This is a genomic window from Aquabacterium sp. UBA2148, assembly GCF_002328915.1.
Taxonomy (GTDB): Bacteria; Pseudomonadota; Gammaproteobacteria; order Burkholderiales; family Burkholderiaceae_C; genus Aquabacterium; species Aquabacterium parvum.
In genome coordinates, this window is sequence record NZ_DCXA01000102.1 from 4195 (window position 1) to 10184 (window position 5990).

Below are 5990 nucleotides of genomic sequence, written 5' to 3' on the forward strand. Positions count from 1 at the left end.
GGGCCACGTCGGCGGGCTGGATGCGGGCACTGCCGAACACGACGATGGTCGACTCGATGTTCTCTTCGCGCTGGATGAGCTCGGGCTTGAGCAGCTCGAGCTGCATGCGCACCGGGCGCATTTCGGGGTCGAGCAGGAAGTCGGTGTCGGTGAAGGCCAGCGCGTAGCTGCTGTCCGGGCCGCCGTACAGCGGTGACTTCGCGGCGGCCTGAGCGTCCTGGCCGGCGGTGGGGAAATTGCGTTCGCGCAGTTCCGTGGGGTTGTTCATGCTCGGCGATCCTGGTCTCGCCCCTTCACGGGGCCTGGAGGTCAGTATGGTGCGATGTCTTCGGGCTCAGGCGCAGAAAAGGCCGATCAAGCGGGCAGAGTTGCGGCGACGCGACTGCCTCGCGAGCCGTGTGGGCCGCGTGAGCCAGGCCGGCCCGGGTGATCAGGCAGAGGCCGAGACCGAAGGCGTCGTCGGGTGATCGCCCCCGCAGACGGGGCAAGCGGGCTGGCGCTTGACGCGCAGGCGGGTGACGCTGCCGTCGCGGCCATCGACCATCTGCAAGATGCCGGTGAGCGAGCGGTGCCCCGAGGCCGAGCCGTCAACCCCTGTCAGACCCGCCAGCAGGCGGATGGCTTCGCCGGCTTGCATGACCCCCATCTGACCGACCAGCGGCGCGAACACGCCCATGAGCGCACAACGTGTTTCTTCGGGCGCAGGCTCGGGAGGGAAAAGGCAGGCGTAGCAGGGGCTGCCGGGGTCACGCGGGTCGAACACGCTGATCTGGCCGTCCCAGCGCAAGGCCGAGGCAGAGACCAGGGGCACACCGGCGGCCCAGGCTGCGCGGTTGATGCGCTGGCGCGTGGCGAAGGCGTCGGTGCAGTCGAGCACGACATCGGCGCCGGGCAGGTGGCTGGCGAGCCAGTCCTCATCGGCGGCTTGCGCGAAGGTGTGCACGCGCACGTCGGGGTTGAGCGCAGCGAGGGCTCGGGCGGCCGACGCGACCTTGGGCTCACCGATGCTGGCCGTGGTGTGCGCGACCTGGCGCTGCAGGTTGCTGAGCTCGACGGTGTCGGGGTCGACCAAGGTGATGCGGCCCACGCCGGCCGCGGCCAGGTACATGAGGGCCGGTGCTCCGAGACCGCCTGCCCCGATGACCACGGCATGGGCACGCAGCAGCCGCTCCTGGGCTGCTTCGGACCATTCGTCGAGCAGCAGGTGGCGGCTGTAGCGGAGTTCCTGATCGTCCTGCACGGTGAGCAAACCTGGCGCCCGACCGTGGTCGAGTGCGCAGGCAAGGGGGTCAGCGAGCGCTGGCGGGTGAGGAAGCGGGGGCGGGCGCCGGGGCCGCAGGGGCGACCGCGGCAGAGGCAGCCGCTGCACCAGACGCCGCGGCCGCAGCGCCTTCGGCTTTGCGCTCGGTCATGGTCTTGGAGACCGTCACGGGCTTGCCTTGCAGCTTGTTGAGCGCCTGCCGCAGCGGGAAGTCTTCGGGGCTGCCGAACTCTGGCAGCGGCTTGGGCGCGTCGGCCTTCTTGCCGTTGCCGTTGCCGTTGCTGGCCTCTTCGAGCTTCTTGATGGCTTCTTCGCGGGCCTTCTCGCGGGCGGCGTCTTTTTCTTCCTTGCCCTGGCCCGAGGTGATGTGCTTTTCCAGGTCGGCTTCGCGCACGCGCAGCGCGGCGTAGACGTTGCCGTCTTCGGTCTCGTCGATCATGACGTCGGGCACGATGCCGCGGGCCTGGATCGAGCGGCCGCTCGGGGTGTAGTAGCGCGCGGTGGTGATCTTCAGCGCGGTTTCAGCGGTGAGCTGGCGCACGGTCTGCACCGAGCCCTTGCCGAAGGTCTGACCACCCAGGATGGCGGCGCGGTTGTGATCCTGCAAGGCGCCGGCGACGATCTCAGAGGCCGAGGCCGAACCTTCGTTGACCAACACCACCAGCGGCACGGTTTTGATCGCGATCGGCAACTTGGCCAGCGGGTCGGAACCGAAACGACGGGTGTAGTCCTCGGGTCGAGCCTTGAAGATGGCCTTGGATTCGGGCAGCTGGCCGTTGGTCGAGACCACGGTCACGTCCTTGGGCAGGAAGGCTGCAGAGATGGCGATGGCGCCTTCGAGCAGGCCACCCGGGTCGTTGCGCAAGTCGAGCACCAGGCCCTTGAGCTTGGGATCTTCTTTGTAGAGCGCGTTGACCTTGGTGACGAAGTCTTCGACGGTGCGGTCCTGGAACTGGCTGACGCGAACCCAGCCGTAGCCCGGCTCGACGATCTTGGCGCGCACCGACTGCACGCGGATTTCTTCGCGCACGATGGTGACGGGGAAGCTGCGGTTCTCGGACTTGCGGAACACCGTCAGCACGACCTTGGTGCTGGGCTCGCCGCGCATGCGCTTGACGGCCTGGTCCATGGTCAGGCCCTTGACGAAGGTGTCGTCGATCTTGGTGATGAGGTCGCCGCTCTTGAGGCCGGCGCGGAAGGCAGGCGAGCCTTCGATCGGGGAGACGATCTTGACCAGGCCGTCTTCCATGCCGATCTCGATGCCCACGCCGACGAATTTGCCGGTGGTGCCTTCGCGGAATTCCTTGAACGTGGTCTTGTCGAAGTAGACCGAGTGCGGGTCCAGCCCCGAAACCATGCCGCCGATGGCGTCGCTGATGAGCTTTTTCTCGTCGACCTGCTCGACGTAATCGGTCTTGATCATGCCGAAGACCGCCGCGAGCTGCTGCATTTCTTCCAGGGGCAGGGGCGAGACCGTGTTGCGGGCGGTCGCACCGAATTGCAGGGTGGTCAGGCCGCCAGCGAGCGCACCCAGCGCAACCCAGCCGGCAATCTTGAGTTTGGAAGTCATGGCAGGAGTGAGGCCCACGTTCACAGTGTGGGAGGCAGTATAGGGTGTGGCAAGTGCCTTGCGCAGGCGATCAGGCGGCTTGTCAGGGCCCAGATGCAGGGATTGCCCGCGATTGAATCGAATCAACGACAGACGGCAGAGGTCGCAGGCGCTGAAGTAGGTTGGCCAATGGGCTCAGCGTGGCGCGTACTCGGGCACCAGCTGGTGCAGCCTGGCTCGCAGCACCGACGGTGTGCCAGCGGCCTCGTCTTGCGCCAGGGTCAGCAGGCGCTCGATCCAGTCGGCGGGCAACTCGCCGTTGAGGCGGGCCAGGCGCAGACGCGGGTGCGGCGTGGGCAGGGTCGTGTCGGCGTCGGCGAGCAGCTCTTCGTAGAGCTTTTCGCCGGGGCGCAAGCCGCTGAAGACGATGGGGATCTCGGCTTCGGTGTGTCCGCTCAAGCGGATGAGCTCGCGCGCCAGGTCGGCGATCTTGACCGACTGGCCCATGTCCATCACGAACACCTGACCGGTGTCGGCCAGCGAGGCGGCCTGCAGCACGAGCTGGGCGGCCTCGGGGATGGTCATGAAAAAGCGCGTGATCTCGGGGTGGGTGACGGTGACCGGCCCGCCCCGGGCGATCTGTTCCTTGAACTTGGGGATGACGCTGCCGCTGGAGCCCAGGACGTTGCCGAACCGCACGGCCATGAAGCGCGTGTCCGGCGCTTTCGCGGCCCAGTGCGAGATCACCATCTCGGCGGCGCGCTTGGTGGCACCCATGACGTTGGTCGGGTTGACGGCTTTGTCGGTGGAGATGAGGACGAAACGCTGCACACCGGCTTCGGCCGCGGCCTGGGCGCACAGGTAGGTGCCCAGGGTGTTGTTGCGCAGCGCGATCCAGGCGTTGTCGTCTTCCATCAAGGGCACGTGCTTGTAGGCGGCGGCGTGGAAGACCAGGTCGGGGCGGTGCTGGGCCATGGCGCGCTGCAGGGCGCCCAGGTCTTTGACGTCGCCGACCAGGCGCACCAGCGGCAGGTGCGGGAAGTGCTCGCCCAGCTCCTGTTCGACCTGGTAGAGCGCGAACTCGCTGAGCTCGAACAGCACGATGCGGCTGGGGCCGAAGCGGGCGATCTGGCGGCAGAGTTCGGAGCCGATCGAGCCCCCTGCCCCGGTCACGAACACCGTCTGTCCGCTGATGAGGCCGGAGACGGCGCTCTCATCGAGCTTGACGGGCTGGCGGCCCAGCAGGTCTTCGGGCTCGATGTCGCGCACGCGGTCGATGCGCGAGCGGCCCTCGCGCAGTTCATCGGCCGAGGGCACGGTGGCCACGGGCAGACCGGTGGCCGCAGCCAGGTCGAGGGCGCGCTTGCGCTCTTCCTGGCTGGCAGAGGGCATGGCCAGGATGAGGTGGGTGACGTCGCGCAGGGTGTCCGGGTCCTGCAGCAGCTCGAGGCCGCCCCAGACGGTGACGCCCGAGATGGTGCTGCCGTGCTTGCGCCGTTCATCGTCGAGCAGACCGACCACGGTCCAGCCCCGGTGCTGGATGCCGGCGATCAGCAGCTTGGCAGCGGCCCCGGCGCCAAGCACCAGCGCCTGCTGCCCGTTGGGCGAGGCCCCGGCGCGGCGCGCGCGGGACGATTCACTGAGCATGCGCACGGCCATGCGCCCGATGGCCAGCAGCGTCAGGGCCAGCAGCGGATGCAGTGCCAGCACGGCTCGCGGCACCTCAACCAGTTGCGCCATGAGCACGATGACGGCGCTGGTCAGGCCAGCACCCAGGCAGACCCAGCCCAGGCGGCTGATGTCATGGAAGCTCACGTAGCGCCAGGTGGCGCGCGGCACGCCCAGTGCCCAGGACAGCACGCTGTAGATGGCGATGACGCCCAGGACCACCGCCCAGTCGTACGACGGGCGCTCGTGGAGCCAGCGCTCGACCCCCATGCGGAAAAGGTAGGTGAGGTGCCAGGCCAGCAGGATCAGGCAGGCGTCCGCCAGCAGGACGACCGCCTGGCGCTGTGGGCGCAGGCGGTCGAGTTGTCGGTTCAGGGAAGACCAGAGCATGGGCGCGGGCAGCAGGGTGTCAGGCGAACACATCGGCCACGCGCTGGGGCGCGCGGCCAAAGCCTGTCATTGTGCCTGCGCTGCAGGCTCGGGCCGGTCACTTGGCGGCAGATGCGGCCGGGGCGGCCGAAGCAGCGTGGTGCGCGGCATGAGCGGCCTTGTGCTGTTCCTTGCGGTCGTGACGGGCTTCCCGCTTTTCGCGGCGCTCTTCACGCACGTCGCGACGCTCCTTGCGCAGCTCGTGGCCAGCCTTGTGGGCACCGGATGCCACCGGGGCAGCGGCGACGGCAGGCGCGGCAGGAGTCGCCGGGGTCGCAGGGACTGCCGGGGCGGCAGGAGCCTGGGCAAAAGCCGAAGCCGAAGCGGCGGTGATCAGGGCAGCAGCGAGCAGGCGGATCTTCATGGTGGTGTCCTTGTTCAAGGTTGAAGGGTCAGGGCATTCGCCCTTGGCTTGTTCAACGCCAACCTGCTTTGCGCCGTGGACAATCGCGCCCGTAAAGGCCATGTAAAGCCCAACCGCCATGCGCAACGACGACGACCTCATGCCCCTGCCCGCCATCCCCACCGGCCTCTACACCCACTACAAGGGTGGCCAATACGAGGTGTTTGGTGTGGCTCGCCACAGCGAAACACACGAAGCACTGGTGGTTTATCGGCCGCTGTACGGCGAAGGCGCGCTGTGGGTGCGGCCCTTCGAGATGTTCACTGGCGAGGTGGTGATAGAAGGTGAACGCAAGGCCCGCTTCAGGTGGACGCCCGACGCGCCAGTGGCTGGTTGAGCGTCACATCGCCATCGGGCAGGGCCACGCACGGCAACACCTCCCCGGCATCGTGTTCATCCGGGCTCAGACCCGGCCACTCGATGCGGTAACGAACGCGCCCTTGCGTCATCTGGCAACGGCAGGCTCGGCAGGTGCCGTTGCGGCAGGAGCGGGGCATGTCCACGCCGGCAGCCAAGGCGGCCTCCAGCAGGCTCTGTCCAGGGCGAACTGGCACGCGCACACCCAAGGGCTGCAGGCTCAGCCAGGTGCCGCCGGCCAAGGGCGGGTGGGAGTCAAGGGGCGTGATCGGCGGGGACATGGCCTCGCGCCCTGCCAGCTCAGCGGCTGGCTGGCCAATCCG

6 protein-coding genes and 1 pseudogene are annotated in these 5990 nt (G+C 68.1%); 1 reads left to right on the forward strand and 6 read right to left on the reverse strand.

Features of this window, described 5'->3' with window-relative positions; translation table 11 throughout:
- From B2W70_RS05525 to B2W70_RS05545, 5 genes and pseudogenes are all read right to left on the reverse strand, one after another.
- Positions 1–268 (reverse strand): annotated as a pseudogene (locus B2W70_RS05525) (3-isopropylmalate dehydrogenase); the annotation flags it as partial.
- A 162-nt stretch (positions 269–430) separates the two neighbouring features.
- Positions 431–1240 (reverse strand): HesA/MoeB/ThiF family protein, encoded by an 810-nt coding sequence (locus B2W70_RS05530; protein WP_286743661.1) that lies wholly within the window; start codon positions 1238–1240, stop codon positions 431–433.
- A 49-nt stretch (positions 1241–1289) separates the two neighbouring features.
- The gene (locus tag B2W70_RS05535) at positions 1290–2831 is read right to left on the reverse strand and encodes a S41 family peptidase (protein WP_286743663.1); all 1542 of its coding nucleotides are present in this window, start codon (positions 2829–2831) and stop codon (positions 1290–1292) included.
- 174 nt (positions 2832–3005) lie between these two features.
- The gene (locus B2W70_RS05540) at positions 3006–4868 is read right to left on the reverse strand and encodes a polysaccharide biosynthesis protein (protein WP_286743664.1); all 1863 of its coding nucleotides are present in this window, start codon (positions 4866–4868) and stop codon (positions 3006–3008) included.
- Positions 4869–4965: 97 nt separating this feature from the next.
- A complete protein-coding gene (locus tag B2W70_RS05545; protein WP_286743665.1) occupies positions 4966–5271 on the reverse strand; it encodes a hypothetical protein in 306 nt (101 codons plus the stop codon).
- 118 nt (positions 5272–5389) lie between these two features.
- On the opposite strand from B2W70_RS05545, the gene B2W70_RS05550 reads away from it, so the two are divergent.
- Positions 5390–5647 (forward strand): DUF1653 domain-containing protein, encoded by a 258-nt coding sequence (locus tag B2W70_RS05550; protein WP_286743666.1) that lies wholly within the window; start codon positions 5390–5392, stop codon positions 5645–5647.
- On the opposite strand, the gene B2W70_RS05555 is transcribed toward B2W70_RS05550, so the two are convergent.
- The coding region (locus B2W70_RS05555; protein WP_349677437.1) for a 2Fe-2S iron-sulfur cluster-binding protein at positions 5613–5990 on the reverse strand (378 nt) is incomplete at its 5' end. The genes B2W70_RS05550 and B2W70_RS05555 overlap by 35 nt on opposite strands.

Coding starts and splice junctions, on each gene's coding strand:
- B2W70_RS05535 (WP_286743663.1), bottom strand. CDS start 2,831: ATGACTTCCAAACTCAAGATTGCCGGCTGGGTTGCGCTGGGTGCGCTC.
- B2W70_RS05540 (WP_286743664.1), bottom strand. CDS start 4,868: ATGCTCTGGTCTTCCCTGAACCGACAACTCGACCGCCTGCGCCCACAG.
- B2W70_RS05545 (WP_286743665.1), bottom strand. CDS start 5,271: ATGAAGATCCGCCTGCTCGCTGCTGCCCTGATCACCGCCGCTTCGGCT.
- B2W70_RS05550 (WP_286743666.1), top strand. CDS start 5,390: ATGCGCAACGACGACGACCTCATGCCCCTGCCCGCCATCCCCACCGGC.